This window comes from Brevundimonas olei (assembly GCF_037055245.1).
Lineage (GTDB): Bacteria > Pseudomonadota > Alphaproteobacteria > Caulobacterales > Caulobacteraceae > Brevundimonas > Brevundimonas olei.
The window spans coordinates 1,038,303-1,065,033 of sequence record NZ_CP146369.1 but is presented as its reverse complement, the minus strand read 5'-3'; the positions used below and the strand labels follow the sequence as shown (position 1 = coordinate 1,065,033).

Annotated in this window: 32 protein-coding genes and 2 tRNA genes; 18 read left to right on the top strand and 16 right to left on the bottom strand. The window is 68.0% G+C overall.

Annotated features, from left to right (window positions below; all coding sequences use genetic code 11):
• Positions 1-56: 56 nt before the first annotated feature.
• The 8 genes from V8J38_RS05100 (at position 57) to V8J38_RS05065 (ending at position 5,197) form a co-directional block, all read left to right on the top strand.
• The gene (locus V8J38_RS05100; protein ID WP_291776835.1) at positions 57-437 is read left to right on the top strand and encodes a hypothetical protein; all 381 of its coding nucleotides are present in this window, start codon (positions 57-59) and stop codon (positions 435-437) included.
• 119 nt (positions 438-556) lie between these two features.
• On the top strand, positions 557-1,351 hold the full coding sequence (locus V8J38_RS05095; RefSeq protein ID WP_338578153.1) for a folate-binding protein: 795 nt from the start codon (positions 557-559) through the stop codon (positions 1,349-1,351).
• A 104-nt stretch (positions 1,352-1,455) separates the two neighbouring features.
• Positions 1,456-1,920 carry a hypothetical protein gene (locus tag V8J38_RS05090; RefSeq protein WP_338578152.1) on the top strand — a complete coding sequence of 155 codons (465 nt, stop codon included), beginning with the start codon at positions 1,456-1,458 and terminating at the stop codon, positions 1,918-1,920.
• Entirely contained in the window at positions 1,917-2,117 is a 201-nt protein-coding gene (locus V8J38_RS05085) for a helix-turn-helix transcriptional regulator (RefSeq protein ID WP_291776841.1), read from the top strand. The genes V8J38_RS05090 and V8J38_RS05085 overlap by 4 nt, the downstream gene beginning before the upstream one ends.
• Before the next feature lie 46 nt (positions 2,118-2,163).
• Entirely contained in the window at positions 2,164-3,135 is a 972-nt protein-coding gene (locus tag V8J38_RS05080) for a TraB/GumN family protein (RefSeq protein WP_338578151.1), read from the top strand.
• Positions 3,136-3,221: 86 nt separating this feature from the next.
• Entirely contained in the window at positions 3,222-3,812 is a 591-nt protein-coding gene (locus tag V8J38_RS05075) for a DNA-3-methyladenine glycosylase I (RefSeq protein ID WP_338578150.1), read from the top strand.
• Positions 3,813-4,040: 228 nt separating this feature from the next.
• A complete protein-coding gene (locus tag V8J38_RS05070) occupies positions 4,041-4,463 on the top strand; it encodes a VOC family protein (protein WP_338578149.1) in 423 nt (140 codons plus the stop codon).
• Positions 4,464-4,546: 83 nt separating this feature from the next.
• Positions 4,547-5,197: a ribonuclease HII gene (locus tag V8J38_RS05065; protein ID WP_422388318.1), complete on the top strand. Its 651-nt coding sequence runs from the start codon at positions 4,547-4,549 to the stop codon at positions 5,195-5,197.
• A gap of 9 nt (positions 5,198-5,206) precedes the next feature.
• Here the strand turns inward: V8J38_RS05065 and V8J38_RS05060 are convergent, their stop codons facing one another.
• The 14 genes from V8J38_RS05060 to V8J38_RS04995 all read right to left on the bottom strand — a co-directional run bounded on the left by V8J38_RS05060 (position 5,207) and on the right by V8J38_RS04995 (position 18,333).
• The gene (locus tag V8J38_RS05060; protein ID WP_312219813.1) at positions 5,207-5,329 is read right to left on the bottom strand and encodes a hypothetical protein; all 123 of its coding nucleotides are present in this window, start codon (positions 5,327-5,329) and stop codon (positions 5,207-5,209) included.
• Between the two features lie 111 nt (positions 5,330-5,440).
• Positions 5,441-6,481, bottom strand: coding sequence for a DNA adenine methylase (locus tag V8J38_RS05055; RefSeq protein WP_338578148.1), 1,041 nt, complete (start codon positions 6,479-6,481; stop codon positions 5,441-5,443).
• Positions 6,482-6,490: 9 nt separating this feature from the next.
• Entirely contained in the window at positions 6,491-7,957 is a 1,467-nt protein-coding gene (gene pyk, locus V8J38_RS05050) for a pyruvate kinase (RefSeq protein ID WP_291776852.1), read from the bottom strand.
• 158 nt (positions 7,958-8,115) lie between these two features.
• On the bottom strand, positions 8,116-9,810 hold the full coding sequence (locus V8J38_RS05045) for an alkaline phosphatase family protein (protein WP_338578147.1): 1,695 nt from the start codon (positions 9,808-9,810) through the stop codon (positions 8,116-8,118).
• A gap of 111 nt (positions 9,811-9,921) precedes the next feature.
• Positions 9,922-10,053, bottom strand: coding sequence for a putative transporter small subunit (locus V8J38_RS05040; RefSeq protein WP_291776856.1), 132 nt, complete (start codon positions 10,051-10,053; stop codon positions 9,922-9,924).
• A gap of 12 nt (positions 10,054-10,065) precedes the next feature.
• On the bottom strand, positions 10,066-11,769 hold the full coding sequence (locus V8J38_RS05035; protein WP_338578146.1) for a sodium:solute symporter family protein: 1,704 nt from the start codon (positions 11,767-11,769) through the stop codon (positions 10,066-10,068).
• A gap of 704 nt (positions 11,770-12,473) precedes the next feature.
• Complete coding sequence (locus V8J38_RS05030; RefSeq protein ID WP_291776860.1) at positions 12,474-12,752, bottom strand: hypothetical protein; 279 nt, start codon at positions 12,750-12,752, stop codon at positions 12,474-12,476.
• Between the two features lie 337 nt (positions 12,753-13,089).
• Positions 13,090-13,174 (bottom strand) — tRNA-Leu (locus V8J38_RS05025).
• A gap of 10 nt (positions 13,175-13,184) precedes the next feature.
• On the bottom strand, positions 13,185-14,591 hold the full coding sequence (locus tag V8J38_RS05020; protein ID WP_338578145.1) for a M28 family peptidase: 1,407 nt from the start codon (positions 14,589-14,591) through the stop codon (positions 13,185-13,187).
• Between the two features lie 109 nt (positions 14,592-14,700).
• Complete coding sequence (locus V8J38_RS05015; protein ID WP_003169732.1) at positions 14,701-14,940, bottom strand: DUF3297 family protein; 240 nt, start codon at positions 14,938-14,940, stop codon at positions 14,701-14,703.
• 66 nt (positions 14,941-15,006) lie between these two features.
• Positions 15,007-15,903 carry a MotE family protein gene (locus V8J38_RS05010; protein WP_338578144.1) on the bottom strand — a complete coding sequence of 299 codons (897 nt, stop codon included), beginning with the start codon at positions 15,901-15,903 and terminating at the stop codon, positions 15,007-15,009.
• 105 nt (positions 15,904-16,008) lie between these two features.
• On the bottom strand, positions 16,009-16,617 hold the full coding sequence (locus V8J38_RS05005) for a DUF6468 domain-containing protein (protein ID WP_291776871.1): 609 nt from the start codon (positions 16,615-16,617) through the stop codon (positions 16,009-16,011).
• Between the two features lies 1 nt (position 16,618).
• Entirely contained in the window at positions 16,619-17,689 is a 1,071-nt protein-coding gene (gene fliM, locus V8J38_RS05000) for a flagellar motor switch protein FliM (RefSeq protein ID WP_338578143.1), read from the bottom strand.
• A 2-nt stretch (positions 17,690-17,691) separates the two neighbouring features.
• Complete coding sequence (locus tag V8J38_RS04995) at positions 17,692-18,333, bottom strand: flagellar basal body-associated FliL family protein (RefSeq protein ID WP_338578142.1); 642 nt, start codon at positions 18,331-18,333, stop codon at positions 17,692-17,694.
• Between the two features lie 179 nt (positions 18,334-18,512).
• Here V8J38_RS04995 and flgF point away from each other — a divergent pair, with 179 nt between their 5' ends.
• The 9 genes from flgF to V8J38_RS04950 all read left to right on the top strand — a co-directional run bounded on the left by flgF (position 18,513) and on the right by V8J38_RS04950 (position 25,501).
• Positions 18,513-19,250 carry a flagellar basal-body rod protein FlgF gene (flgF, locus tag V8J38_RS04990; RefSeq protein ID WP_338578141.1) on the top strand — a complete coding sequence of 246 codons (738 nt, stop codon included), beginning with the start codon at positions 18,513-18,515 and terminating at the stop codon, positions 19,248-19,250.
• 14 nt (positions 19,251-19,264) lie between these two features.
• Positions 19,265-20,053 carry a flagellar basal-body rod protein FlgG gene (flgG, locus tag V8J38_RS04985; protein ID WP_291776879.1) on the top strand — a complete coding sequence of 263 codons (789 nt, stop codon included), beginning with the start codon at positions 19,265-19,267 and terminating at the stop codon, positions 20,051-20,053.
• Between the two features lie 16 nt (positions 20,054-20,069).
• On the top strand, positions 20,070-20,861 hold the full coding sequence (gene flgA, locus V8J38_RS04980) for a flagellar basal body P-ring formation chaperone FlgA (RefSeq protein WP_338578140.1): 792 nt from the start codon (positions 20,070-20,072) through the stop codon (positions 20,859-20,861).
• 11 nt (positions 20,862-20,872) lie between these two features.
• A complete protein-coding gene (flgH, locus tag V8J38_RS04975; RefSeq protein ID WP_256968228.1) occupies positions 20,873-21,598 on the top strand; it encodes a flagellar basal body L-ring protein FlgH in 726 nt (241 codons plus the stop codon).
• A 124-nt stretch (positions 21,599-21,722) separates the two neighbouring features.
• Positions 21,723-22,199: a hypothetical protein gene (locus V8J38_RS04970; RefSeq protein ID WP_291776884.1), complete on the top strand. Its 477-nt coding sequence runs from the start codon at positions 21,723-21,725 to the stop codon at positions 22,197-22,199.
• A 37-nt stretch (positions 22,200-22,236) separates the two neighbouring features.
• On the top strand, positions 22,237-22,740 hold the full coding sequence (locus V8J38_RS04965; protein ID WP_291776885.1) for a hypothetical protein: 504 nt from the start codon (positions 22,237-22,239) through the stop codon (positions 22,738-22,740).
• 8 nt (positions 22,741-22,748) lie between these two features.
• The gene (locus V8J38_RS04960; RefSeq protein WP_291776887.1) at positions 22,749-23,261 is read left to right on the top strand and encodes a hypothetical protein; all 513 of its coding nucleotides are present in this window, start codon (positions 22,749-22,751) and stop codon (positions 23,259-23,261) included.
• A gap of 63 nt (positions 23,262-23,324) precedes the next feature.
• The gene (locus V8J38_RS04955; RefSeq protein WP_338578139.1) at positions 23,325-25,115 is read left to right on the top strand and encodes a DUF885 domain-containing protein; all 1,791 of its coding nucleotides are present in this window, start codon (positions 23,325-23,327) and stop codon (positions 25,113-25,115) included.
• Between the two features lie 17 nt (positions 25,116-25,132).
• Complete coding sequence (locus V8J38_RS04950; protein ID WP_338578138.1) at positions 25,133-25,501, top strand: hypothetical protein; 369 nt, start codon at positions 25,133-25,135, stop codon at positions 25,499-25,501.
• Here the strand turns inward: V8J38_RS04950 and V8J38_RS04945 are convergent.
• Together V8J38_RS04945 and msrA are read right to left on the bottom strand one after the other, a co-directional pair.
• A complete protein-coding gene (locus V8J38_RS04945; RefSeq protein WP_338578137.1) occupies positions 25,498-25,839 on the bottom strand; it encodes an MmcQ/YjbR family DNA-binding protein in 342 nt (113 codons plus the stop codon). The two genes, V8J38_RS04950 and V8J38_RS04945, sit on opposite strands and share 4 nt — an antisense overlap.
• Before the next feature lies 1 nt (position 25,840).
• Positions 25,841-26,491, bottom strand: coding sequence for a peptide-methionine (S)-S-oxide reductase MsrA (msrA, locus tag V8J38_RS04940; protein WP_338578136.1), 651 nt, complete (start codon positions 26,489-26,491; stop codon positions 25,841-25,843).
• Between the two features lie 145 nt (positions 26,492-26,636).
• On the opposite strand from msrA, the gene V8J38_RS04935 reads away from it, so the two are divergent.
• Positions 26,637-26,726: transfer RNA gene (locus tag V8J38_RS04935), tRNA-Ser, on the top strand.
• Positions 26,727-26,731: the final 5 nt, after the last annotated feature.

Genomic DNA, 26,731 nt, shown 5'->3' with positions numbered 1-26,731 from the left:
GGGTCATCTGACGTCAACGCAGCCCGCCGGTTGCGTCCAGTCAAAGGAGCCCGACCATGGCCAAGTTCAAAACGCTGATGATCCCCGTCCTGGCCGCGACGACGGCCGCCGCCGCACTCGGCGCCGCCCTGCCGGCCGCCGCTCAAACCTATCGCCACGCCCCCGCCTATCAGCAGAACCATGGCGGCTGGCAGTCGATCAGCCAACGCAAATACAATCTGGACCGCCGCATCGACCAGGGCGTCCGCACCCGCCAGCTCAGCGTCCGCGAGGCCAGCCGCCTGAAGAACGAGCTGAACCAGCTGGTGCGGCTGGAGCGCGCCTATCAGCGCGACGGCCTGAACCGCCGGGAGCGCATGGAGCTGGATCGCCGCTACGACGCCCTGTCGGCCAAGGTCCGCTATGAGCGCCGGGACCACAACGGCCGCCGCTGGTAAGCTGGACAAGCGTTGATCGCGAAGGGCTGCGGAAGACTTCCGCAGCCCTTTTTCGCATTCGCCCGCCTTAGAGGCCTGCCGCACTGGAGGACGTCGCCTCGCCTGCCTATCTTGACCTCATGTCCATCGCTCGTCTCGACAGTCGCGCCCTGATCCGCGTCAGCGGCCCCGACGCCCGCCCCTTCCTGCACAATCTTCTGACCCAGGACGTGGAGACCCTGCAGCCGGGCGAGCTTCGCTTCGGCGCCCTGCTGTCGCCACCGGGGCGGCTGCTGTTCGATCTGTTCCTCTGGGGCGAGGAAGACGGCGTCATCCTGGATGTCGCGGCCGAGCGGCGCGACGCCCTGATGCAGCGACTGACGCTCTACAGGCTGCGCGCCCAGGTCGAGATCATGCCCATCCCCGACGCCGTCTTCGTCGCCTGGGGGACGGATGTCGCCGACGGCTTCGTCGCCGATCCCCGCCTGTCCGCGCTGGGCGGCCGACGCTGGGGCGATGAGAGCGAGATCGACGCCGCCGAGAGCGACTGGCAGGCCCGCCGCCTGGCCCTGGGCGTGCCCGATCCGACCCAGGACGCCCTGATGGACAAGACCTATCCGATCGAGGCGGACTTCGACCTGCTGAACGGCATCGACTTCCACAAGGGCTGCTTCATCGGCCAGGAGACGACCTCGCGCATGAAGCGGCGCGGAACGATCAAGAACCGCATGATGGCCATCGCCTTCGACGGCCCCGCCCCCGAGCGCGGCGCCGAGGTGCTGAAGGGAGACCTGCGGGCGGGCGAAGTCATGACCGGCGCCGAGGGACGCGCCATCGCCCTGATGCGGCTGGACCGCATGGACGGCGACCTGACCGTCGAGGGCCGCCCCGTGCGGGTCGAGAAGCCCGACTGGATCCCTGATTTGCAAGGCTAAATCCGGCAAAACGGAAAATCTGCTTGTCGTGATGTAAAAGTTGCTTGACGTAAACGCGACATCGTTGGTAAAGCTCACTTGTCAACACGACAGGGGAGCTTGTCATGAACACCGAGATCATCACCGTCGGCGCAGCCGCCGCCCGCAACAAGAAGACGATGGACGACCTGACCGTCGGCCTGTGCGCTCTGACCGTGGTCGGGGTCAGCGCTACCGCCGCCACGCCGTTCTGGCCCGAAGCCTGGGGCCGCGCGCCGTCGATCGGCGTCGTCGTCCTGGCCGCCGGACTGGCCGTCTTCCTGGCCCTGCACACCCTCTACTGGTGGCGCGCCCTGGATGAGGCCGCCAGGGAAGCCCACAAGTGGGCCTGGTGGTGGGGCGGCAACCTGGGCCTCGTCGCCGGCGGCGCGGCCGTTGTCATCGCCGCCCTGGCCGACGTGAACCTGTTGCCCGCCGCCCTGCCCCACACGGATGCCGCCCTGATCGCCCTGGGCGTCGCCGCCGTCTTCGCCGCCCAGGCCGTCGGCTACGGGATCGCCTGGTGCGGCTGGTGGATCGCCCGCCGATGACCAGCGCCTTCATCAACCGCCTCAAGGTCTTCCGCGCCGAGCGCGACTGGACCCAGGCTGACCTGGCCGAACGCCTCGGCGTCTCGCGCCAGACCATCCAGGCGCTGGAGAAGGGTCGCTACGACCCGTCCCTGCCCCTCGCCTTCCGCATATCCCGCCTGTTCGGCCGGCCGATCGAAGCCATCTTCATCGCCTGATCGCCCCCTTCCTTCAGACAAACCTCTCAAAACCAAGGACTTTGCAATGACCCTCGCTCACCGCATGGGCCAATCGGCCAACCATGTCTCGCGCTTCGCCGCCGGCCTTCTGGCGGCGCTGGCCGCCTCCGCCGCCTTGGCCGCCGCGCCCGGCGCCGCACACGCCGAACCGACGATCCCTGTCCCGGCCGTCGCCCCCATCCCTCGCGCCGAGGGCGCCGGCCCGCCGCTGTGGGTGGTCAAGGATGCGGACTCCACCGTCTATCTGTTCGGCACAGTGCATCTGTTGCGTCCCGGCACGGCCTGGGGCTCCGACAAGGTGGACGCCGCCTTCGCCAGCGCCTCGGACATCTGGGTCGAGATCGCCGATCAGGACGACCAGGCCGTCGTCATGCCGGTGATCCAGCAGTACGGCGTCGCCCCGTCCCGCCCACTGTCGTCCGTCCTGTCGGCTGAGGACTTCGCCGCCTTCGACAAGATCGCCCAGGCCAACGGCGCGTCGGGCGCGGCCCTGGACGCCTATCGTCCCTGGCTGGCGGCCTTCATGATCTCCATGTCCGGCCCGACCGATGCGGGCTATCGGCCCGAGGCGGGCGTCGACAAGACGCTGATGGATCGCGCCAGAGCCCAGGGCAAGACGCTGCACGGCTTCGAGACCGCCGACATCCAGGTGCGTCTGATCGCGGGCATGAGCGAAGAAGCCCAGGTGACCTATCTGAACCATTATGTCCGCAACACCGATCGCATCGTCGCCAACCTGGATGGAACCGTGACCGCCTGGTTGGAGGGCGACGCCGCCGAAACGGGCCGCCTCAACCGCGCCAACACCCGCGACGTGCATGAAGACATCCACCGCGCCGCCCTGATCGATCGCAACGCCGACTGGACCAACCAGATCGAGACGATGATGAAAGGCTCCGGCACGGCCTTCGTCGCCGTCGGCGCCGCCCATCTGATGGATCAGGACAGCGTGATCGACATGCTGACCGCGCGCGGGTTCACGGTCGAGCGGCTGTAGGACGCCCTGCGGCATCCCATGAAGGCCCGGCGGAAACGTCGGGCCTTTTCGCTTGCGCCTCTAGAACATTCCAGCAACATCGCGCCATGACCGAATCCGAAAAGGCCGAAGGGCGCTGTGGCTGGTGCGGGACGACGGACCCGCTCTACATCGCCTATCACGACACCGAATGGGGCGTGCCGGAGTACGATCCCCGCGCCCTGTGGGAGAAGCTGGTGCTGGACGGGTTTCAGGCCGGACTGGCCTGGATCACCATCCTGCGAAAGCGCGAGGGGATGCGCGACGCCTTCGACGGCTTCGATCCCGAAATCGTCGCCCGCTACGGCGAGGCCGACCGCGCGCGCCTGCTGGCCGACCCGCGCATCATCCGCTCGGGCGCCAAGATCGACGCGGCCGTCAGCGGCGCCCGAATCTGGCTGGACATGCGCGACAAGGGCGAGGACTTCTCGGCCTGGCTGTGGTCCTTCGTCGGCGACAAACCGCTGGTGAACCAGTGGGGCTATTTCCGCGAGGCCCCGACCCAGACCGCCGAAAGCCTCGCCATGGCCAAGGCCTTGAAGGCGCGCGGTTTCAAGTTCTGCGGGCCGGTCATCACCTACGCCTTCATGCAGGCGGTGGGCATGGTGAACGACCACCAGACGACGTGCTTCCGGCATGGAGAGGTCAGCGCCCCTTAACACTCAAGGCCCCGCGCCAAGGCCCGACGACAGTCGCCGCTCCGGGACCTGCCGTTACAGGCCATTGCGGAGCCGCCGCCCCGGCGCCATGCTCGCTCCGTCGAAAAAGGCGGATCGGTGTGGTTAGCCCGGTCCTCGCGCAAGCGGGTCTGTCCGCCGCACCCTGCGGTGAGTCCCACGGCCTTCAACGGCGTCGCATCGGGCGGCGCCGAGCAAAGGACGTTGGATATGCAACAGCAGATTTCGGTCGTGACCCTGAGCGTAGGCGATCTGGGCCGCTCAAAGCGCTTCTACGCCGAGGGCTTCGGGTGGCGGCCGGTCTTCGAAAACCAGGAGATCATCTTCTATCAGATGAACGGGTTTATGCTGGGGACCTGGTTGGAGGGCGGGCTTGAAGCCGACATGCAGCGAACAGACCTGTCTCGTCCCGGCGCCTTCAGCCTGGCTCACAATGTCGGCTCGCGAGACGAGGTGCAGTTCGTGCTGGATCGTCTGGGCGCATTCGGCGGGCGACTGCTTCGTCAAGCCGACGCTCCGCCCCAGGGCGGGCCGAGGGGATATGTGGCCGACCCGGACGACCACGCCTGGGAGATCGCCTGGAACCCGGCCTGGCCGATCGATCCGCAAGGCTTCGTCACCTTCGGCCTGTAAGGGTTCGCGCGTCGGTTCCATGCCGGGCGTTCGTGGGTCATCCCCGTCTTCCGCCCCGTCCCGGTTCGTGGCACTGACGCGCCATGAGTTCGCCCAAAGCCGCCGCCAAGACCGACCGCCCCTTGCCCACCCTGATGCTGGAGTTGGAGGCGCGTGCGACCTGGAACGGTCACGTGTGCGGGGTGGATGAAGCCGGGCGCGGGCCGTGGGCCGGGCCGGTGTCGGCGGCCGCGGTGATCCTAAACGCCGACGACCTGCCGTCGGGCATCGACGACTCCAAGGCTCTGACGGAAAAGCGCCGCACGGCGCTGGAGGTCGAGATCAAGAGCCGCGCCGTGGCCTGGGGCGTCGGCTTCGCCTCGGTCGAGGAAATCGATGAGCTGAACATCCTGCACGCCACCGGCCTGGCCATGCGGCGGGCGGTCGAGGCCCTGGCCCATCCGCCGGCGCACGCCCTGGTGGACGGCAACTATCGCTTCAAGCTGCCCTGCGCCGTGACCCCTGTGGTCAAGGGCGACAGCCTGTCCCTGTCCATCGCGGCGGCGTCGATCCTGGCCAAGACGGCGCGCGATCGGCTGATGATCGAGATGGATACGGTCTATCCCGGCTACGGCTTCGCCAGCCACAAGGGCTACAACGCGCCGATCCACCAGAAGGCCTTGCAGACGCTGGGTCCCTGCCCCGCACACCGGCGCAGCTGGGCGCCGATCAAGGCCTTGCTGGACGCGGCGTAGGCGGAAGACTCAGACCGACAGGGCTCCGCCCAGCAGCATCCCCATCAGGCCGGCCACGATCGCGCCGATCAGCAGGATGGTCCAATTGTCCAGCCCGCGGCCGCGCCGAAGCGACGGGCGAGCCGGACGCAAGGTCTCGCCTCGGGCGTCGAAACCTCGGGAATCAAAGCGAGAAACGGCGGGAGGAAGACCGGAAAGCGTACGCATACGGCCAAAACGGCGAGCGCCCGGCTTTCGTTCCCGTCACGCCGCGACCGGCAACTCCACGGGTTGCTGGGTGACCACGAAGAGATATTCCACATTTCTGAGCCGACCGACCGAACCTACCTTCTGGCCCTTCAGATTGTGGATGCCGATGCGGGCGCCGACGTAGCGGGGACGCGGAATCTCGACCACCTGCACATGGCCGCGCGCCGACAGCATGGCTGTCAGGTCGTCGCGGGTCAGATAGCCCTCGTCGTTGAAGCTGACGATCAGGTTCGGCGCCCTCAGCCGCTCGATGACGGTCTGCAGGGCCGGGCCGATGCCGGGCTTGGAATTGAAGGCGGACTTGCGCGTCTTCACATCGACCCGCTTGCGCGCCACGCCATAGGTTTCCGGCTTGTCCCACAGCACCAGGCTTTCCCAGCAGTGATAGTTGCCGAGGTAGGAGTGCTGATTATAGGGCGGGTCCAGATAGACGAGGTCCGCCTCGACCTCGGCCGCCATCTCGACCGCGTCGCCTTGGGTGGCGAGGCACGGCCCGGCCGCCACGCCGGGCAACAGGTCCGGCAGGCGCAGCTCCAGCGGCTTCAGCGCGCGCGGCGCCCACTGCTTCATGAAGGCCATCTGCAGGCCCGCCGTGGAATCCACCCGGTCAGCCGCCTCCATCAGGGCGACCAGCGCCACCGCCTTTAGTTCGGGCTCCAGTCCTATGACCTCGATCCGCTCGCGCATGGCGTCGATGCGGGCGCCGTTGTCGGGATGGAAGAAGCGGGCCTCCTCGCAATAGGTCCTGGTGAACCAGCCCGGCGCAGGCGCCACGGCGCGCAGTTCGGCCAGCACGGCCTCGGCCCGCTCGGCCCAGGTCTCGCGATCAGCCTGGACATAGGCCGTGGCGAGGGCGTGGGCATAGGCGTTGTGATCATTGGACCAGACGCGGAACCCCTCGCGCTTCAGCGCATGGCCCACGCGCGCGGTGCCGGAGAACAGGTCGCAGACCGTCCCGCCCTGCGGCTGAGCCGCTCGCACCGCGCCGATCACCTGGCCCAGAAGCGCGCGCTTTGAGCCGATGTATTTGATCATTCCGTCCCGTCAGGTCCTGCGGGCGCGCTTCGCCCCTTGTCCGCTGCGGGGCGCAGCATGGGCCGGAGCATGGGCCAGACGCAACAGATTCGCCGCGCCGGGCGCGCCGAAAGGCGTTCCCGCCAGGATCAGGATGCGCTGCCCAGGCTCGGCCAGGCCATAGAGCATGGCCGCCTCGACGGCGTCATCGGTCAGGCCTTCCAGCGAGGTCGGCTGGTCGCCCAGACGCGGCTCCAGGCCCCAGACCAAGGCCAGGCGGCGCGCCGTCTCCGGCTTGGGCGTCAGGGCCAGGACCGGTTGCAGGGGCCGCTCGCGCGACATCCGCCGCGCCGTGCCGCCCAGGGTGGTGAACACGACCATGCAGGCGGTCGAGGAGGCCTCGGCCGCCTTTCGCGCCGCCGCGACCAGGGCGTCGACGTCGTGAATGTCCATGCCCGCATGATCGGCATCCATCAGGCCCGGCCACAGGGGGTCGCGCTCCACCCGCTCCATGATTCGGTTCATGATGGTCACCGCTTCCAGCGGATAGTCGCCCGCCGCCGTCTCGGCCGACAGCATCAGGGCATCGGCGCCCTCATAGACGGCGTTGGCCACGTCCGAGGCCTCGGCGCGCGTCGGGGCCGGGGCGCTGGTCATCGACTCCAGCATCTGGGTCGCCACGATGGCGGGCACGCCGCGCTGGCGGGCGGCGCGCAGGATCTTCTTCTGGGCGACCGGCACTTCCTCGGGGTCCATCTCGACCCCCAGATCGCCGCGCGCGACCATGACGCCGTCGCAGTAGTCGAGGATGCTCTCCAGGTCGTTCAGCGCCTGGGGCTTCTCGATCTTGGCCAGGCAGGCGGCCTGGCCGTCGACGATCTGCTTCAGCTCGGCCATGTCCTCGGCCTTCTGCACGAAGCTGAGGGCCACCCAGTCGACGCCGAGACGAAGCGCGAAGGCCAGGTCCTCGCGATCCTTGGGCGTCAGAGCCGAGACCGGGATGACCGCCTCGGGCACCGCCACCCCCTTGCGGTCCGACAGTTTCGAGCCGCTCTCGACCGTGACGTCGCACCATTCGTCGGTGCGCTCGCCCACGCGCAGCCGCACCCGGCCGTCGTCCAGCAGCAGCAGCATTCCGGGCCGCAGCGCCTTGAAGATCTCCGGATGCGGCATCTGCACCCGCGTCTCGTCGCCGAGAGCCGGATTCAGGTCGAAACGCATCGTGTGGCCCGGCTTCACCTCGATCTCGACATCGGCGAAGCGGCCCAGGCGCAGCTTGGGCCCCTGCAGGTCGGCCAAGACGCCCAGCGGCCGCTTCAGGGCCATCTCGGCCCCGCGCACGGCCTTGAAGGCGGCGGCGTGGTCGTCGTGCGAGCCGTGGCTGAAGTTCAGGCGAAAGACATCCACCCCCGCCTGGGCCAGCGCCTTGACCGTTCCCGGCGCGCGGCTGGCGGGTCCAAGGGTCGCGACGATGCGCGCGCGGCGGGCTCTTTGCATGAACGGGTTTCCTCTTATGGCTCTGACGGCCGGCGCCTCCCCTCAGAAGCGCTTCTCAGCCCTTTGTGCCAATGAAACGCGGGAGGCGTAAGAGCGGCCCCCGGCGCGGAAACACGAGTTTATGACCGCGAAACACGAAGTTACGGCCGCGCTCCGGCCTACTTCGTCTCGCAGCGGCCCTTGGCGAACTGGGGCAGATCCATGCAGCGGCCGTCGATCGGGGCGTCCGGCTTGACTCCGATCAGATTGGCCAGGGTCGGGGCGATGTCGATGGTGCGCATGGGCAGGAAGCGCTCCTGCCCCTCGGCGCCCGGCCACCAGAAGACGATGGGCACGCGGCGGTCGTAATCCCAGGGCGAACCGTGACTGGAGATGGCGCCGCCGACGCGGCCCTGGCCGGTCAGGCCCGGCTGCCAAGCGCGCAGGATGTCGGGCGAACGGTCCGCCACGGCCGACAGGCGCAGGCGTTGGCGCAATGACAGCTCCTCGGGATTGTCGGAGGCCGGAACCGGCTCGGCCAGCAGTTCGTCGCGGGCTACGGCCAGGGCCACCTGCGGCTCGCCGTTCAGCAACTCGATCGCCGCGGCCAGAACCTGCGAACGCAGCGGCTCGGCCAGCGACTTGCGGTCCTTGTCGACGATGACGAAGCCCCCCGCCGAGGACACCACCGGATCGGCGTCCAGACCGAAGCGGGCCTTCAGCGCCGCGTTGACGCGCGGTTGCAGGGCGCGGTCCACTCGGCCGGCGTCCGGATAGCCCTCGACCGCCGAACGCTCGGGAAAGTCCGAACCGCCGTGGTCGGCCGTCAGAACGACGATGGCGCCGCCCGGAATGGTCGACAGCCTGTCCAGGAAAACGCCCAGCGCCGCGTCCAGACGCAGCATCTGCTCGCACATCTCCGGCCCCTGGGTGCCGTAGCTGTGGCCGATCCGGTCCGTGGCCGACAGGCTGACGCCCAGCATGTCCGTGGCGCCGCGACGGCCCAGTTGCTGGCTGTCCAGCAGTTCGATCGCGCCTTCGATCGTCAGCTCGTCCAGGATGGGCGAGTTGTCGAGGCGGAAGTCGGCCGGCGGCACCTTGGAATCGAAGGTCTGGCCCGCGATGGTCCACCGCCCTTCCAGACGACGGCAGGCGGCGTTGGAATAGGTCCAGTTGGGCGCCTCTCGCGTGAAGCGGTCGATCATGCGGGCGTTCAGGGCCGTCACCGGAGCCAGACGCGCCTCAGCCGACTGGCCCGGCTCGACATAGGTGGTGAAGCCGAAATTGTCCGTCAGCCAGAAGGCGCCGTCCGCCTTGTGCCCGGCCAGGTTGATGGCGCCGCGATCCTTGCCCGACACGCCATAGACGCGGCTTTCCGGGCTGACGGCCTTCAGCCAGTCGCCTAGGGTCGAGGCGCTCAGCTGTTCGGGGCCGACCGGGCCGTTGTCGGTGTTCTTGCCGTGGGCCAGGGTGTTCTGCGGAGCGGCTAGGCAATAGGTGGTCTTGCCCGTCGTCGTGTCGATCCAGTCGTTGGCCGGAATGCCGCTGCGTGCCGGATGGGCGCCGGTCAGGACGGTCGAGTGCCCGGCGCAGGTCACCGTCACGCCGTGGGTCTGATAACCGTTGATCGAGACCATGCCCTGATCGGCCAGGGTCTTCAGCCCGCCGGTGAACTGGCTGCGGTACTGATTGAACAGATTGGCGCTCAACTGGTCGACCACCACGGTGACGATCAGCGAGGGCGAGGCCCGTTCGGCCGCCGGCGCCGTGATCGCGGGCTGGGCCGCCGTCTCCGTCGCCTGCGCGGCTGCGTTCACGGCGACGAGGCCCAAGGTCAGGCCCAGGGCGGAGGCGAGAAGGCGGCTGCGGATCATCGGAAACACCAAGCGAAGCATAAAGTCATCGAACCCCTACGCCGCCGCCATGACGGGGCCAAGACAGCGCGGCCATGAAAAAAGAGGGAGGCCGCAGCCTCCCTCGGGACTTCAGATCATCGGCTCGCCACGCCGGCGGGCCTCCAGCCACTCCCGGAAGAAGGCGCGGGCGATGAAGGCGAGCACGCCCGCGACGATGACGGGCCACATCAGAACATAGGCGGTGAGCCAAAAGGCGCTCATGGCGATCTCCTGTTAGCGGGATTGAGGAAGCTGTTGTTCGGCGCCGATCGCTGCGCGCGCCGACGCGGTCGCAAGGTCTTCGCCTTCCTCCACGTCGAAGTCCCCGGTCATGCGAGCGATGCGCGAGAAGTCGAAGCCCGTCCGGTTGGACAGGGACATGACAGTGCAGACCACGGTGCTGACGGCATAGGCGATCAGCGAACCGCTCAGCACGGCGTAGTCATGCAGGAAGCCGATGGCGAAGGGCGCGACGACCAGGGCGGCGATCACCCCGACGATCCGCGCCGGGCGCGCGCCGAAGAAGCCGAAGGTCATCAGGCCCGCGACCACGCCGACGCCGACCACGGCGATCACATCGAAGACATAGCCGACCGCGCCGTCCATCGGGATCCAGCCGAACCGCACGGGGAAGAAGAGCGCCAGCGCCGCCAGCACCGAGACGGTGAAGGCCTTGTTGGTCACCTTCTCCCAATAGAAGCTGGCGATGACGGGGAAGACTAGCGCGCCCCAGATGGCGCCGACCAGGACCAGCAGGTCCAGGATGTTCATGCGGGCTCCGGCGAAATAGAGGGCCGCGCCGGTGGCGATGACCATGGTCGCCCGCCCCACGGTCAGCATCAGGCGCGGATCGGCCTTGCGCTTGCCCGCCCGGCCATAGACGTCGGCCATCATGATCGACGACAGGGCCGACAGATCGGAGTCCGCCGTCGAGGCCAGCGACCCGATGATCATGATGAAGAAGACGCTCAGCAGCACCGGCCCGAAATAGGTCCCGGCCAGTTGCGGGATCAGGTTGTTGAGGTCGCCCTCCATCGGATTGATCCCCGCATACAGGGCCACGACGCCCAGCATGCCGATGCCGATGATCGTCGCCCCATAGCCGATGGTGGCGGTGATGAAGGTCGGCTTGATCAGGTCCTCGCGCACGGCGAACAGGCGCTGGGCGATGGTCTGGTTGCCGATGGCGTAGGCCAGGACGGCGGCGATATAGGGCGCGCCCTGGTTCAGGAAGGCGTCGGACGAGAAGAAGCTGGTCTGCTGCGGCGTCAGGTTGGACGCGCCTTCGACAAAAACGGCCGGGCCGCCCATGGCGAAGAAGATGGCCGGGATGACCACCACCACGGCGCCCAGCATGGCGCACACCTGAATGAAGTCGGTCAGCACCGAGGCCCGGAACCCCGACCACAGGGTGTAGAGCAGCACGCCGCCCGCGATGACGACGATGCCCTGGCTGAAGCTGAACGGCGACAGCATGGCGATCAGGGCCCCGCCGGCGATAAAGTTGGACGTCAGGCTGATGACGCTGCCCAGGATATTGGACCCCGCCAGCATCAGTTGGCTGGAGCGGCCGTGCCGGGCGTACATGACCTCGGCCAGGGTGTGGGCGCGCGGCGCCACGGCGCGGATGCGGCGGCCATAGGGGTAGATGAACAGGATCATCAACGCCCCCCACAGCCCATAGTGGATCGGCCCCGATATCCCGTAGACGTAGCCGGAGGTGGCCGAGGCGTACATCGACGCCGCCCAGATCCAGGTCGCCGTCATCGAAGCAGCCGAAACGCCCAGACCGATGCCGTTGCCGGCCGTCATATAGGCGTCAGCGTTTTCCTTGCGTCGGCTGATCCTCAGAGAAATCAGCATGGTCAAGCCGAAAAACAGCACCAGCAGGCCGACCGTCAGCGGCCCGCCCAATTGTTGAAGTTGTACGTCGTCCACGCGCGCCTGCGCTCCTGTCTCTTCTACTTCCGGCGAGCCCCCGGCCCGCCATCCGCGCACCCGCAAAGACGCCGCCGCGCCACAGGCGCAGGCAGACGGAATGTCACGGTTGCGTTCGCGCCCGACATGAATGCCCGGCGCAATGAAAGGCGCGTCGAGCGCGCCGGCGCGGCCAAACCCCTCAAGCCACGAGAAGAGATCTTAATACACCAACGGCAAAGCCGAGATAAAGTTTTTGTGCAATGCGGTAGGCTTGACAGAAATTCGGCTCATTTCACCAAAATGAAAGGAGGAGAAACTCACGATCATTTATCACGATCTCAAAGGCATTGAAAATCGACTGAAATCATATTCATGATAATCTATACTTTTATCGCAATGAATACCAAATCAGCATGAAGAATTCGGCAAAGGACGAAAGCTGTATTCATCCAGCGTCGGCAGAGCAGCGCCCCCGCTGGCTTGCGGCGCCGCCCCCGGCCCGGCCGAATACGCAAAACGCCTGCGTTCACGAACGCAGGCGCTGAAACGGCCTCATACAGGATCGTTGAGTGTGAAAGGACTATCCGCGGCCCCTATGGGACCAAGACGGTTCATCAGACCTTTGAGGCCTTCACCTGTTGAGGCGGCACGAAAAGGCCCCGAGCGACGCCTGGGGCCTTTGATTTACGCTCCAAAATAGGCGGATTCCGCCTCTGGAAAAGCTACCAGTCCCCATTTCCTGGGCAGTACCCAATCGCTTCCATGGTATAGTAAGGCGTCGCGGTACCAATCACTAAAGGCGTGATAATGTAGGTGCTGTTCTGACAAACTTGGCGCACTTCGCCAACGATCTCAGAATGCGAAGCATCGCTATAGAAATAGTACTGATAGTAGAGCTCTGGCTCCACAGCTACAGCCGCACCTGACAGGCCAGTAACTGCAAATATTCCGGCAGAAACAGCGAGAGCGCCTCGAATTTGGCTTAAATTAAAACGCTTCATACTCAATACCTCCCTTTCTTTCTAATCAGCAACCCATCCCACATATCGCCGCTATGGGCAATGCGGTCAAAGGGTTCGCCCCAAGCCGCTCTGCGGCTCGGTTTCAGATAGCTGCTGCGTGTCCGCTGCGGTCTGGGGCGATGAGGTCTGCAAGACCAAGTTTTCGTTCCACGCCAAGGGAACGTCTGAAGAACCTTGCGGCGCTCTCGCGGCGCTCGGAGCGTTCAGGATTACTCGGAAAGTGTCGGAAAGTTGTGACAATTCAATGGGGTGCCGAAAAGAGACCCAGAGGCCCTCTTCGACCGCCCCAACGGGCATAACCCATTGAAAACATTAATGGTGCGAGCGGCGGGAATCGAACCCGCACGACCGAAGTCGAGCGATTTTAAGTCGCTTGCGTCTACCAGTTCCGCCACGCTCGCGGCGTGCGCCTCAGCGCTTCGCCTCCTGTGCCGCACGGGCGGCCCGGAAGTCCACATCTGAATCGGCGATCAGACGCACCAGGGCCGCCCAGGCGGCGACGTTCTGGGTCATCTGGGCCGGGTCGATCTTGTCCAGAGTGTCGTCGGCCGTGTGGTGCAGGTCGAAATAGCGCGTGCCGTCCTGGCGCAGGCCGAAGACCGGAACGCCCGCCTGGGCCAGCGGGCCGATGTCGACGCCGCCGAACAGCTCCGCCTCGCCCGGCAGCACGCCCAGCGGATGCAGGACCCGCAGGGCGATCCTGGCGAAGTCCGTGTTCTGCGAACCGGGCGGCAGGCCCAGGGCGTAGACGCGGTCGGCGCCGAAATCGCTCTCGCCGGCGACGACATGCTTCTCGACGCCCGCGCCGATGTTGCGGACATAGGCGCCGCCGCCGTTGCCGTGATCGGTCGGCTGGGCGACCTCTTCAGAGCCGTACAGGACCACACGGACCGTACGGGCCGGTCGGCCCTGTTCGGCGATCAGCTTGGCCGCCGCCAGGGTGATGGCGCCGCCCGCCGCATCGTCGATGGCCCCTGTGCCCAGGTCCCAGCTGTCCATGTGCGAGCCCAGCACGATGATCTCGTCCGGACGCGAGGCGCCGACGATGTCGCCGATCACATTCTGGCTGACCGTCTCATAGGTGTGAGCGGTAGATTTCAGGCGCAGGCGCACCGTCTCGCCCATGCCGACCAGACGCGCCACCTGATCGGCGTCCGGGGCGCTCAGGGCGAAGGACGGCAGCGGCACCTTGCCCTCGACATAGCGGGTGGTGCCGGTGTGCGGCATGCGGTGTTCGTCCGACCCGGCCGAGCGCATGACGAAGGCGACCGCGCCGCGCTTGGCGGCCTCGGACGGCCCCTGGCTGCGCAGCCGCGACAGGGGGCCATAGCCCGAGCCGTCCTGCATCCGCACCATCTGGCCGCCGTCGACCAGGGCGATCTTGCCGTTCAGCGATCCGGCGGGCGCCGCCAGCAGCGCATCCAGGCCGTCGAAGAAGACGACGTCCGCCTCAATTCCCTCGGCGGGGGTGGCGATGGAGTGGCCGAGGGCGGCGGCGACCAGTCTCTGGGGACGGGCGCCCAGGATTTCCGCGCTCTCCTCGCCCCGCTCCCAGCCGATCAGGGGAAAGGTCTCGATGCGGACGTTCTGGAAGCCGTGGGCGCGCATGTAGTCGGCGGCCCAGGCGGAGGCGTCCTGCTCGGCGCGAGAGCCCGCCGGGCGCGGGCCGAAGCGGGTGGTGATCTGGGTGACGTAGTCGAGGGCGATATTGCCCTTCAGCGCCTGGTCGCGCACCTGTTCGGCGGCGCGGATGGTCCCGGCGTCCTGGGCCAGGACCGGCGTGGCGATCAGGCCGAGCGCCACAGCGCTGGCGGCCATAAGACGAGCATTGAACGACAAGTGCGCCTCCCCAACTCAACAATGAGGCGCGGACCCTAGCGGGCGAAGCCTGCGACCGAAAGTCTCAGCTTCGCCGCCAGGACGGAAATCACTCGCCCTTGATGAAGGGCTCGACCGGGCCTTGCAGCTTGACGGTCAGGGCCTTGCCGCGACGGTCGACGCGATTGCCCACGGCCAGGCGCACCCAGCCTTCCGAGACGCAGTATTCCTCGACATTGGTCTTTTCCTCGCCCTTGAAGCGGATGCCTACGCCGCGCGCCAAGAGGTCGGCGTCGTGGAAGGGGCTGTCGGGATCGACCGAAAGGCGGTCAGGCAGGGCGTCGGACATGGAGAGGTCTCGCGAAAAATCGAAGCGGGCTGAATAGCCGCGCAAGGCCTGTGCGACAACCGTCGCCTATTGCACCGACTGGCGCGCGGCGGCCGGGGCGTCGGCGGCGACCGCCGCATAGGGGCGCGGGCCGGTCTCAGCGGGCGCCGGCGCCTTGGCCGCGGGTTGCGCCGCCGGGCGAGCGGCCGCGGGCGTCGGGGCGCGACGCGGCGCGGTCTGCTGCGCAGCGCGAGTCGGCGCGGGCGCAGGGGCGGCGGCAGGCTGAGAGGCAGGCTGGGCGGCAGGCGTCGGAGCGGGCGCAGCCTCGGTCGGCGCGGCCACGGCGGCGGCGCGGGCGGCGTACTGCTGGGCCTGGAAGCGTTTGGCCAGCTTTTCGGTCAGTTCGCGCGCGGCGGCGGGCTGCATCTGGGCCATGATGGCGGCCAGGGTGCGCGGGCGCATGGCCGAGGCGACCGGCAGACGCACGCTGTCGTCCAGGGTGGCGAATACGGCCGCCGCCTCCTTGGGCCGCATGGCGGAATAGACGGCGACCAGACGGTCGGCCTCAGCCTTTTCCTTCTCATCCACCTGGCCGACCAGGGCGCTGATCTCGCCCTTGAGGGCCTCCAGCGCCTGCAGCTTGGCGTCCAGCTTCTGCTCGGCGGCGACCATCAGCGGCAGGGTGGTGGCGAAGTCGGCGTCGCGCGCGTCCAGCTGGTCCCGGCGCTTGGACAGGGACTGGATGATGCGCAGTTCAGCCGGAGAAATGCCCGCCTGCTGGGCCAGTTGTTCGGGCGTCAGAGCGCAGACGGCGGGGGCGGGCCTGGCATCGGCCTTGGCCCCCTCGCCTTCCCCGGCGACCGCCTCCTGAGCCCATGCGGTCGCCCCCTGAAACAGGTCCGGCGCCACGCCCGCGGCGCGCACGGCCACGACGCCGCCGATGGCGACGGCGATCAGGGGCAGAAGGCGGGGCAGCTTGCTCATCGGTCAAACTCAGCGAACGGTTCGGCGCCAAACACGCCGGGTAGGAAAAACTTCGCCCCTCAAGTCGTCCGACACCGCGTGTCGGACATAGGGCGCTTAAAAGCATCAAGCAGCGAAAAGGTCGTCGTCCAGACTACGGCGGGCGCGGTTTAGGCTCTGTTGCGCAGCATGGTTAGCGGCCAGGGCCTGCATCACCGGCGAGGCGCGCTCGGCGACAGGCGCGGGCTTCGGCGACGGCGCCTTCATGACCGCGCGTGCGCCCTCGATGCGCTCCATCAGCGAGGCCATGCGACGCGCGCGCGCCTCATCGTCCAGCAGGGGGGCGACCGAAGAGGTGCGGACGGATTCGGCTTCGACAACCGGCTCCATCTCGACCGGCGCGCGGGCGGCGGCGCGGCGTTCGTCCTCGCGCGTCTCGATACGGCTGTCGGCCGGGCGGGCCGGGGCGCGGGCGATCAGCACCTCCAGCTCCTGCTTCACGGCGCGGGCCTTGATGATGCGGTCGTGCAGCAGGTCCGTCTCCTGACCCGAGGCGCGCAGGGTGGCCAGGGCCTGTTCGGCGCGCCCGGCGGCGCTGTTCAGCTCGGTCACGGCGGCGGCGAAGGCCAGCTGGCCCTCGCGCAGGGTCTTGAGCTTGCGCTCCAGCTTGATGCCGTAGCCGATGGCGGCGACCAGCAGCAGCATGAGGATGGAGTCGAGGATGATGCCGGTCATGTCAGCTGTTCCCTCTGGCGATGCGGGCGGCGGCGTCGGTGCTGATGGGGCCCTCGACGCGGACGGCGATGTGCTGGCCCTTGCGGCCCATGCGGCCGGTCGTCAGCGGGATGGAGCCCGCCCGCACCGACACCTCGGACTCAGGGCTCACGTTCAGCATCAGGGTGTCGCCGACCTTCAGGTCCAGCACCTTGGACAGGGGCATCTGCTGCTCGTCCAGCACGCAGCGCACCTCGGTCTCGGTGGTCCAGAGCTCGGTGGCCAGGTGGCCTTCCCAGATGTTGTCGCGGCCGAACTTCTCGCCCATGAACTGCTGCAGCAGCATCTTGCGGATCGGCTCCAGCGTCGAATAGGGCAGCAGCAGCTCGACCCGGCCGCCGCGATCTTCCATGTCGATGCGCAGCTTGACCAGGATGGCGGCGTTGGCCGGACGCGCGATGGCGGCGAAGCGCGGATTGGTCTCCAGCCGGTCCAGGTTGAAGTGGACGGGGGTCAGGGGTTCGAACGCCTGGCGCGCATCATTCAGGATGACCTCGACCATCCGTTGCACCAACGCCCGCTCGATGGTGGTGTAGGGCCGCCCTTCGATACGCAGGGCCGCCGTCCCGCGACGCCCGCCCAGCAGGACATCGACGATCGAATAGATCAGGTTGGAATCGACCGTCAGCAGGCCGTAGTTGTCCAGCTCCTCGGCCCGGAACACCGCCAGGATGGCCGGAAGCGGGATGGAGTTCAGATAGTCGCCGAAGCGGATGGAGCTGATGGTGTCGAGGCTGACCTCGACGTTGTCGGAGGTGAAGTTGCGAAGGCTGGTCGTCATCAGCCGCACCAGGCGGTCGAAGACGATCTCGAGCATCGGCAGGCGCTCGTAGGAGACCAGGGCCGAGTTGATGATGGCGCGGATGCCGCTGCGCTCGGCGTCGTCGCCGCCGCCCATGTCGAAGCCCAGCAGGCTGTCGATCTCGTCCTGGTTCAGCACCCGTTCGGACAGGGTCGCGCCCGGATCGGCGCCCAGGTCCGCTTCGCCGCCGAAGGGGTCCAGTTCGTTCTCGGGAGCCAGGGTGTCCGTCATCCCTACTGCACCAGCATCTCTTCGATCAGCACGGCGTCGACCTTGCCCGGCGCGGCGATCAGGTTGACCCGACGCAGGATTTCGGCGCGCAGCTGATAGGACCCGGCCGAGCCGGCCAGATCCTCAGGGCGCAGTTCGCGCAGGAAACCCTGGAACATGTCCTGCATCCGCGGGGCCTCGGCCTGCAGGTGCGAGGCGACGGCGGCGTCCTTCATCTCCAGCGTCAGGCGCAGCTTCAGATAGGTCGGGCGGCCGTCGACCGACTGAATGTTCACGATCATGTCGGGCAGGGTGTAGAAGGTCACGCCGTCGGGTCCGGCCGCCACCTTGCCCGCCCCGGGCGCCGCCTCGCCTTCCTTGCCGCCGTCCCCGTGCCCGCCCTTCTTCTCTTCCTTGGCGGGGGCCGCGTGGCCGCCGGCCGCCTCGGCGGGCTTGGGCTTCATCATCAGGAAGGCGGTCGCGCCGCCGCCGCCCAGCACCACCAGGGCCGCCGGGATGATGATGAACAGCAGCGGGATCTTCTTCCTGACGGGCGCGCCGTCATCGCCGCCTGCGCCTTCGGCGCCGTCGCTCACGGCAGGCAGGTTCGCGTCGTCGCCGGCCGGCGCCTCGCTCTTCTTCTTGCCCAGCTTCAGTTTCAGCATGCGTAAGCCGCCCCGATCCTCACATGCCGGGTGTGGGCCGATTTTGGTTAACGAGGCGTTTACGATCGGCAAATCCTGCCGGGCGCCGAACCGTCGAAAACCGCTCAAAGCCCCATTCCATGGGCGTTAACCCTGTTGGCACGGTCGTTGCGACGCACAACGGCGAAAGGAGCCGCCTCGTGGAAAACGCCGCCTATATCGGACTGTCGCGCCAGATGACGCTTCGCCGCGAGCTGGACATCGTGGCCAACAACGTCGCCAACGCCGACACCACCGGCTTCAAGGTCGAGCAGTTGATGGTCGGGACCGAGATCGGCCAGCGCGCCCGCAACGACGCCATCCGCCCCTCGGCCAGCTTCGTGCTGGACAAGGGGGTGGGCCGCGACTTCGGCCAGGGCTCGCTGAAGCAGACCGGTCGCGACCTGGACTTCGCCATCGAGGGCGAAGGCGCCTTCTTCACGGTGCAGACCCCGACCGGCCCCGCCTATACCCGCGACGGCGCCTTCGTGACCGATCCCGAAGGCCGTCTGACGACCAAGCAGGGCCTGCCCGTCCTGGCCGACGGCGCTGAAATCGTGCTGGACCCGCAGCGCGGCCCCGCCAGCGTCGCCCACGACGGCACGATCAGCCAGGAAGGCCAGCCCGTCGGCCGCCTGACCGTGGTGCGTTTCGACGCCCTGTCGGTGCTGCAGAAGTCCGGCGAGGGCCTGTATCGCAACGCCTCGAACGCCCAGCCGATGGACGCGACCGACGCCCAGGTCCGCCAGGGGATGCTGGAAGGCTCGAACGTCAACACCCTCGTGGAAATCACCAACCTCATCGAGATCAACCGCGCCTATGAGCGCGTGACCAAGATGATCGAGAACGCCAACGACCTGTCACGCCGCTCCGTCGAGCGGCTGGGCCGGGTTTCGTAAGGGAGAGCTGAGACATGCGCGCGCTTCGTACCGCCGCCACCGGCATGGCCGCCCAGCAGCTGAACGTGGAGGTCATCTCCAACAACATCGCCAACATGAACACGGTCGGCTTCAAGCGTCAGCGGGCCGAGTTTCAGGACCTGCTGTATCAGAACGTCGAGCGCATGGGGGCCCAGTCCTCGACGCAGGGCACCGTGGTGCCGACCGGCATCCAGATCGGCTCGGGCGTGAAGGCGGGCAGCGTCTATCGCATCACCGAACAGGGCAGCCCGAACCGCACCGGCAACACCTACGACATCGCCATCCAGGGCAAGGGCTATTTCCAGATCACCCTGCCCTCGGGCGAGCTGGCCTATACCCGCGCGGGCAACTTCACCGTCAACGGCGAAGGGCAGCTGGTGACCGACGACGGCTATGCGGTCGAGCCGGCCATCGCCATTCCCCAGGACGCCCTTGACATCTCCATCTCCAAGTCCGGCCAGGTTCAGGTGACCACCGAAGGCCAGCCCGAACCCCAGGTCGTAGGCCAGCTCGAACTGGCGACCTTCTTTAACGAGGCGGGTCTGGAAGCCATCGGCGACAATCTGCTGCTGGAGACGGCGGCCTCGGGCCCGGCCACGGTCGGAGCGCCGGGCGAGGTCGGCTACGGCACCCTGCTGCAACACTATACCGAGGCGTCGAACGTGGACGCGGTCAGCGAGATCACCGCCCTGATCGTGGCCCAGCGCGCCTATGAGATGAACTCCAAGGTCATCACCACCGCCGACGAAATGCTGTCCGTCTCGACCCAGTTGAAGAGCTAGGGAAAGGCCTTAAGCCATGAAGCGCGCCCTGATCCTCGCCGCCGCCATCGCCGCACTGGCTGCCCCCGCATGGGCCGGGCCGGTCAATCTGCTGCCCGATCCGGTCGACGACGACGGCCGCATCACCCTGGGCGAGCTGTTCGACGAGGCCGGCGCCGCCTCAGGCGTGGTGGTCGGCCGCCGCGTCGGCGCCACGGCCGTTCTGGAGGCCTCACAGGTGCAGATCGCCGCCCGCCGGGCCGGACTGCAATGGAGCAACCCCAACGGTCTGCGCCGCATCGTGGTGCGCGAAGGCGGGGCGATCCCGGCGGAGGCCTCGGCCCGTCCCGCCGCCGCCAGCGTCGGCGCCCCAGCCCCTGTGTCGGCCCGCGCAGGCGTCAACGTCGAGGTTCTGACCTACGCCCGCAGTCTGGCGGCCGGCGACGTGATCCAGCCCGAAGACGTGATCTGGGCTTCGGTCCAGTCGCACCTGGCCCCCGCCGGCGCGCCGCAGGACGCCGAGGCGGTGATCGGCCTCGAGGCCAAACGCGCCCTGCGCGCCGGAACGCCCGTCGGTCCGCGCGACCTGGCCTCGCCCCAGGTGATCGCCCGCAACGACATGGTCGAGGTCGCCTACATCAACGACGGCGTCGAGCTGACCGTCACCGGCAAGGCGACCCGCAACGCCTCGGCCGGCGAGGCCGTGCCGATCCTGAACGTCCAGTCCAACCGCACCATCGACGCCGTGGCGGTCGCCCCCGGCCGTGCCGTCGCCGGTCCCGCCGCCCAGATTGCCCGCCGCAACCCGCAACAGTTCGCCGCCCGTTGAGCGAGAGTTCCATCATGCGCCCCATCACCGTCGCCGCCCTGTCGTTGTCCGCCCTCAGCCTGGCCGCCTGCTCCACCGCCATCGAGGCGGTGAAGGGACCGGAGCTGGCGCCCATCGGCTATCCGGCCGCCCTGGTCCCGGTCGAGCAGGCCTATCTGCCCGAACCGACCTCGGCCAGCGCCAACAGCCTGTGGCGCACCGGCGCGCGCAGCTTCTTCGGCGATCAGCGGGCGCGGCGCGTCGGCGACATCCTGACCGTCTCCATCGACATCAACGACCGCGCCCAGACCCAGAACACCACCCAGCGCAACCGCACCAACAGCGCCTCGGGCGGGGTGACCAACTTCTTCGGTCTGGAGAATAGCCTGGGCCGCGCCTTCCCCGGCGGCTTCGACGCCGCAAACATGATCGGCACGGAAGGGGCCGTGAACGCCAACGGTTCGGGCAGCGTCAACCGCTCCGAGCGGGTGAACCTGACGGTCGCCGCCGTCGTCACCGCCGTCATGCCCAACGGCAACCTGGTCATCCAGGGTCGGCAAGAAGTGCGCACCAACCGCGAGGTGCGCGAGCTGACCGTGGCCGGCATCGTCCGGCCCGAGGACATCTCCAGCGCCAACACCATCCGCCACAGCCAGATCGCCGAGGCGCGCATCAGCTACGGCGGGCGCGGCGACATCAGCCGGATGCAGGCGACGCCGGCCGCCCAGTCCCTGGTCGAGCGGTTCAGCCCGTTCTGACCTGCGTTCACCGAAACGTGTGATTCCGGCCGCACCGCATCACTGAATCGCGCGCGGCCCAGCGGAGCCGTGAACTCTTAACAAGCGACCCGCGTTTGTTCTGTCGAACGCGAGTGAGCTTGTCATGCGTAAAACCGTCTTTCCCATCCTGGCCGCCGTGGGCCTGGCCGCCGTTGCGGCCCACGCGGCGACCTATGTTCCGTCCTCGCCCCGCCACGGCGGCGAAGCCGCCGCCGGCTGGCACATGCTGCACGAGGGGCCGATGGCCAAACTGGCCTATGGCCTGCCGGATTCAGACCAGTTGGCCCTGATGCTGACCTGCGCGCCGGGCGACGGCGCCGCCGTGGTCTATGGCGACGTCCAGCCGCGCAGCGCGGGCCTGATTCTGGCTTCGCACGGGCCGCAGCTCATCGATCCGCTGTCGAACGGCGAGGCCTTCGAGGCGCGCCTGCCGATCGGCGACGCGGCCCTGACCGGCCTGGCGCGAGGCGGCCGGATGACCGTCCAGACCGAGGCCGGCGACCGCCAGTTGACCGCCACCCGCGCCGAGCGGCGCATGGTGCAGGGGTTTCTTAGCTATTGCGCTTCGGGACATGCCTGACCACAGTCCCCCCGTTTTCCTCAGCGGGGGCTGAAACATGACCTCACTGCTCGGCCTCGCCCAGGCCATGGCGCTCGCCCTGGCCGTCCAGGCGGCCCCTCAGAACGGCGCGCAACCGCCCGCCGAACGGCCTCAGGCGGCGACGCCCGCTCGATCGACGCGCGCGTCGGAAGGCTGGACCTGGACCCTCTACAGCGGCGACGGCCCTCTGGTCCTGGCCAATGAGATCCCGGATACGCCGCGCCTGCGCACCACGTTGGAATGCGCGCCGGGCTCCAGCGTCGTGCGACTGGCCTTCCATGACGCGCCGGGCGCCGACGGCTTCGCCGTCATCCGCTCCGGCGCCGCCTCGGCCGAGGTGGAGGCGCGCGCCCGACGCGGGCGGTTGGAGGCGACCCTGCGCGCCGACCATCCCGTTTTCGCCGCCTTCCTGGCCTCCGGACGGCTGACCCTGTCCCTCGGCGACCAGACCAAGGCCGTCGAGATCGATCGGGCGAATCTGTCCAAGCTGCGCCGCTTCGCCGAACTGTGCACCGGATAAGGACGAGGATGCGCCCTACCCGCTGGCCGACCGCCGCCGCCTTCACCCTCATGGCCGCCCTTTCCGCCGCCCTGAGCGCCTGCGCGCCCAGCGTCGCCTCGCTGAAGACGAACGGCGCGCCCGTGCCCGTCGCGGGCTACGACTGGTTCCTGAACGAAGATCCGGACGAGCCGCGCCTGTCCTATGGCCTGGCCCAGTCGGACGACGTGCCGCTCAGCCTCATGTGCGCGCCCGGTTCGGGCAAGATCGGCCTGTCCCTGGCTGCGGACCCGGCGCCCGCCCGCCGCTCCATCACCCTGGAATCGGGCGGCGACACAGAAACCTACGCCGCACGCGTCGAAGCGGCCGACGTGCACGACGGCGTCCACCTGATCGCCTCCGCTCCCGCCTCCGATCCTGTCTTCCAGCGGTTTCACCGCCTCGGCTGGCTGGCGGTGTGGGACGGCGACCAGCGCGCGATGATGGCCGCCCAGCCCGGTTCGGAAGGCCGTGCGGCGCGTTTCCTGGAGTTGTGTCGTTGAAGGCTTGACCGCAGCGGCGACGTCCGCTCCCCTCCCCGCCCGTTCTTGGGAGGGCTTTAGTTCATGCGTCATCTTCTTCTCGCCGCCGGGATCGGCCTGTCGAGCCTTCCAGGCGCCGCCGCCCTGCCGACCCAGGCCGCCGTCGTTCAAAGCCCTTCGCCCGCCGCCGCGCTGGACGCCCTGCTGGTCGATTATGAGGCGTATCTGCGCCAGAACGATCCCATCGGTTCGAGCATGGACGGCGACCGCGCCGCCCTGTCGCGTCTGCCCGACGCCAGCCGTGCGGGCGAACTGGCCCGCCGCGCCCCGCTGAACGCCCTGAAGGCGCGGCTGGAGGCCATCAACCCGGCCTCTCTGGACGAAGCCCACCGCCTGAATCACGCCTTCGTCGGCTATCTGATCGGCCGCGAGTTGGAGCGGATCGAACTGGACCCGTCGCGTCTGGCCTTTGATTCCGAAGGCGGCCCCGGCCAGCTTCTGGCCTATCTGGCCCCCGCCACGCGCATCGCCACGGCGGCCGACGCCGAGGCCTGGCTGGCCCGGCTGCAGGCGGCGCCCGCCTATTACGACGCCGGGATCGCCAACACCCGGCGCGGGCTGGAGACCGGCCTGATCCAGGCCCGTTCCGTCGTCGACAGCGCCCTGGCCCAGGCCGAGCGCGACCTTACGCCGGGCGAGGCGGGCGACGTCCTGCTGCGTCCGTTCAACGCCCTGCCCGCCACCATCCCCACCGCCCAGCAGGAACAATTCCGTGCCCGCGCCCGCGCCCTGGTCGAGGGACCGATCACCGCCCGCCGCACCGCCTGGCGCGACCTGCTGCGTGATGAGTATGCGCCGAAAGCCCCGCAAGAGCCGGGTCTGGTCCACCGCCCCGGCGGTCGCGACCTGTACGCCTTCCTGGTCCGCAGCCACACCACCACCGACCTGACGCCCGATCAGGTGCATCAGATCGGCCAGCAGGAAGTCGCCCGCATCCGCGCCCGCATGGAGACAGAGATGCGCGCCGCCGGCTGGACCGGCGACTTCGCCGGCTTCCTGACCTTCCTGCGCACCGACCCGCAATTCTACGCCCAGACGCGCGAAGAACTGCTGGAGAAAGCGTCGGAGATCGCCAAACGCTCGGATGACCGCCTGCCGTCCCTGTTCGCCACCCTGCCGCGCCTGCCCTATGGCGTGCGTCCGGTGCCGATCGAGATGGAGGAGACCTACACCACCGGCCGCTATAACGCCGGCTCGATGGCGACGGGCGTGGCCGGGGGCTACATCGTCAACACCGGCAAGCTGGACCAGCGGCCCCTGTATGAACTGCCCGCCCTGACGGTGCACGAGGCCGTTCCGGGCCACCACCTGCAGATAGCCCTGCAGCAGGAAGCCGCCGACCAGCCCTATTACCGCCGCCGCGCCTCGGTGACGGCCTTCAGCGAAGGCTGGGGCCTCTATTCCGAGTTCCTGGGCGAGGAGATGGGCATCTACCGCACGCCCTATGAGCGGTTCGGCCGCCTCAGCTATGAGATGTGGCGCGCCTGCCGCCTGGTGGCCGACACCGGCCTGCACTGGCTGGGCTGGAGCGAGGAACAGGCCCGCGCCTGCTTCCGCGACAACTCCGCCCTGTCGGCGCACAACATCGAGACCGAACTGCAGCGCTACATCGGCGACCCCGGTCAGGCCACGGCCTACAAGATCGGCGAGATCCGCCTGCGCGAGATCCGCCAGAAGGCTGAGCGCGAACTGGGCGACCGTTTCGACGTGCGGACCTTCCACGACGCCCTGCTGGTCGACGGCGCCCTGCCCCTGGCCCTGCTGGATGCGCGCATGGATCGCTGGATCGCCGAACAGAAGACCGCCTCCCAGTAAGAAAGCGTCCCTCCGACATGAATTTCATCAAGCGCATCTTCGGCTCCGTGCAGCCGCGCTATCTGATCCGCGCCTATGTGCTCAGCACCGCCTTCATGGCGCTGATGGTCTGGATGACGCTGTCGGCGGGCGGCGCCCAGCCCCTGCATGACCGCGCCGCCACCCTGGCCGTCTTCGGCGTCGGCTCCCTGCTGTTCCCCTTCTCCAAGCTGGTCTGGGACGAGATCAAGCGGGTGATGATGGGCGAGACCGTCTTCTTCATGAACGCCTTCATCCTGATGTTCCTGAAGCTGATCGTGAACCTCTTCCTGTGGGGCTTCTCGATCTTCATCGCGCCCCTGGGGATTCTCTACCTGTGGTTCCGGTCGCGGAACGCCGCCGCCTAAAGCCCCAGTTCGGCCCGCGCCTTCTTCGTCAGCTTGGCGGCGATCAGGGCGTGGGCCGATTTCAGATGATCGGCCAGTTCATCGTCCGGCCAGTCGCCCGGATCGGCCAGATGCACCCATTTCGCCCGCGCCAGATAGGGGGCCGGCGCGGCCCGCCCCTCCTCGGTCAGCACTGCATAGGCGATATCGGAGACCTTGAACGACAGCCCGCCTTCGGCCCCGATCAGGGCGAACATCTTGCCCCCGACCTTATAGGCGTCATGGCCCGGCCCGAACGGGTGATCCATCGTCGCCGCCGGCAAGGCCAGGCAGACCTCTCCCACCCCCGCGCGATCCATCCTAGGCTCCGACGCCCAGGCCGATCGGGCAGACCACGCCCGTCCCGCCGATGCCGCAATAGCCCGCCGGGTTCTTGGCCAGATAGCCCTGGTGGTAATCCTCGGCGAAGTAGTAGGGCCCGGCCGGTTCGATCACGGTCGTGATCACGCCTCGCCCCGCCGCGCTCAGCGCCGCCTGATAGGCGTCGCGCGAAGCCTCGGCTTCCGCCTGCTGCGCATCATTCAGCGTATAGATCGCCGAGCGATACTGGGTGCCCAGATCATTGCCCTGGCGCATCCCCTGCGTCGGATCATGGTTCTCCCAGAACGCCTTCAGCAGGTCGCCGTAGGTGATCCTGGTCGGATCGAACACCACCTGCACCACCTCCGCATGGCCGGTGCGGCCCGAACAGACCTCCTCATAGGTCGGATTGGGCGTGATCCCGCCCGCATAGCCGGCCGACGTCGTCCACACGCCCGGCAGTTGCCAGAACACCCGCTCCACGCCCCAGAAACAGCCCATGCCGAACACGGCCGTCTCCATCCCCGCCGGATGCGGCCCCTTCAGCGCATGACCCAGGACGAAGTGGGTCTCATCGGTCGGCAACGCCTCGGCCCGACCCGGCAGAGCCGTCTCAGGCGTGGGCAGTTCATCGGTCTTCTTCAACAACATGGCGCGAACTCCGCGAAAACAGCGTCTTCGCCTATATGGAGGCTTCAAGGGCGCTTGCCCATGGGGACGTCATGCTCTAATCAGCCCCTCCCGTCGGTCCGCTCCCGACGGTTCCGCCCCGGACGCATCCGGGCCCAGGTGGAATGGACAGGTGGCCGAGTGGTTGAAGGCGCACGCCTGGAACGCGTGTATAGGGGCAACTCTATCGAGGGTTCGAATCCCTCTCTGTCCGCCATCCTT